The sequence below is a fragment of the Methylobacterium brachythecii genome (assembly GCF_014196345.1).
GTDB classification, from domain to species: Bacteria; Pseudomonadota; Alphaproteobacteria; order Rhizobiales; family Beijerinckiaceae; genus Methylobacterium; species Methylobacterium brachythecii.
Window position 1 is genome coordinate 283,312 of record NZ_JACIDN010000007.1, and the last position, 1,903, is coordinate 285,214.

Below are 1,903 nucleotides of genomic sequence, written 5' to 3' on the forward strand. Positions count from 1 at the left end.
AAACGACATCGAAATCAGTCACTCTCAGGCTGATCGTGACATTACCCTTCAAGTAACGGGCGCCGAGTTTCGTGATCTCGCGAACGGGCGCCTCAGGTCTTGTAAGTGCATCCAGGTGGCGTGTGCTCTGAAGAAGCGCGCGAGGGGGAAACGTCAGATGAAGTCCTACCGGTTCAGCATCGGTGCGCGATCGCAAGGCGTCGGCCGCTTCATCGGGCAGGTTCGGAGCGAGTTGACGAATGCCTTGCAGGAAGAGCGCGCCGCATCGAGCGCCTCGGTCCAGGCCATCGCGGACAAGCTCCAGGTTCAGCGTTCTGCGATCAACCGTCAGCTGGCGGGGCTTCAACACCTCACGCTTCGGACCGTCGCAGAGCTGGCTTGGGCGCTGGATCGGGAGATCGTCTTCGAAGTTCGCCGTCCGCAGGCCTTTGCCGGACAGAACAACCTGGCCGACGTCTCGACCCTGGCCTCGCCGGCCCCGCTCACGATGTCGGCAACCTACTCGCCGGCAACGACCCTGCCGCCGGCGCGCCAGATCCATGTGCAGCCGCGGCAGATGCACAGGAAGAGCGCCTCGGCATGAGCAGGTATGGCTACTCGATCTTCTGTGATGACGTCCGCAACGAGGTCGGAGGGAAGCTGAGCTTCGTCGGATGTTACAATTCGGTGATGTTCATTCCGCGCGAAACTTCATTCTTTCTACCCAAATTCTGCATTCACACGCATGTCGTTTCTCCCGCGACGGAACCGTTCAGATCGGTCTACATTCGGTGCTATGCGCCCGGGAGCACGGAACCGATCGTCGAAGAGTTGATCGATACGCCCGCGCTGAGTGACCAGAAGAAGCTCGTATCGGAGCTGGAAGCAGGACAGGAAGCGCCGAAGATCATCGTCGCGGCAGCGAGCATCATCCTGTCTCCTTTCGAAATCCGGGGACCTGGTCTGATCAGCATGCGCGCCGTCGTCGACAACGTCCAAGCCGAGGTGAGCCTCGGATCCCTGCGCGTCGTGGTTGCCGATTAGAGCGCATTCCGTGGACGTCGCGAGTCCGGCGGCCGACCTGGCCGCGCTACTACCGCCTACGGAGACAGGACGTCGTTGGGCACGCTGCCCTCGCCGTAGAGGCTTTCCTCGACACCCATCTCACGACGGATGCGTCTGACTTCGAGGCGGTAGCCGCGATAGAGGTCGTGGTCCTTCACGCGGTCGGCCGAGTCACCATAGACCGCGACGAAGCAATCCTTCATCGGGAACCAACCGAAAATCCGCACATCGGGAGTCTTGAATTCCCAGACAGGGTTTTTCTCGACTTTGACGCAGCGAAATTCCCTGCGGTGTGTCAGCGTTCGTCCAGCAACGTAACGGTAGAACAGGTCGTCGATCTGCTCGAGAGGCGTCGTATCGGAATCGATGCTCGACGGTTCTTGCCCTCGGGCGCGTTCGTCGAGCCATGCGAGGAAGCCTCGGGTTCCGTACAGCTGTCGCATCGGCAGCTCTCTCGGCCCCAGCTCGATCTCGATCCGCGTAATCGCGCCATCGCGTAGCGGTTTGGATAGAGCTTCCACTCGTCTCCCGCCTCAGTCCGTCACACGCTGAGCCGCTGGAGCCCGCATAGAGGTCGCGCCCTCTGCGTCGGCCAATGGTGATGCATGTGCGCAAGCGATAGCGCTTTACGCAACGGGCGACATACCAGATCCAATGCCATGCGCGGCGGTATACATCAACGACGTCTAAAGCCTGTGGCGACCGCGTGCCCAGTCGCCCGCAACGCCCCTCACACGCACAAGCTGGGGCGCCACCGCGTCCAAGCCGAATTGCTCAGTCGGGAAGGCCGCCCCCACGCCAGGAGCCCGACAGCCTGCCTATGACGAGCCTCCGCAGCTCCGTGCTGCTGGCTCATCGA

3 protein-coding genes are annotated in these 1,903 nt (G+C 61.7%); 2 read left to right on the forward strand and 1 reads right to left on the reverse strand.

Annotated features, from left to right (window positions below; translation table 11 throughout):
- The first annotated feature begins 157 nt into the window (after positions 1–157).
- Together GGR33_RS19410 and GGR33_RS19415 are read left to right on the forward strand one after the other, a co-directional pair.
- Complete coding sequence (locus GGR33_RS19410) at positions 158–583, forward strand: XRE family transcriptional regulator (protein WP_183508264.1); 426 nt, start codon at positions 158–160, stop codon at positions 581–583.
- Complete coding sequence (locus GGR33_RS19415; protein WP_183508266.1) at positions 580–1,023, forward strand: hypothetical protein; 444 nt, start codon at positions 580–582, stop codon at positions 1,021–1,023. Before GGR33_RS19410 ends, GGR33_RS19415 begins: the two co-directional genes overlap by 4 nt.
- A 56-nt stretch (positions 1,024–1,079) precedes the next feature.
- Here the strand turns inward: GGR33_RS19415 and GGR33_RS19420 are convergent, their stop codons facing one another.
- Positions 1,080–1,487: a hypothetical protein gene (locus tag GGR33_RS19420; protein WP_246413276.1), complete on the reverse strand. Its 408-nt coding sequence runs from the start codon at positions 1,485–1,487 to the stop codon at positions 1,080–1,082.
- Positions 1,488–1,903: the final 416 nt, after the last annotated feature.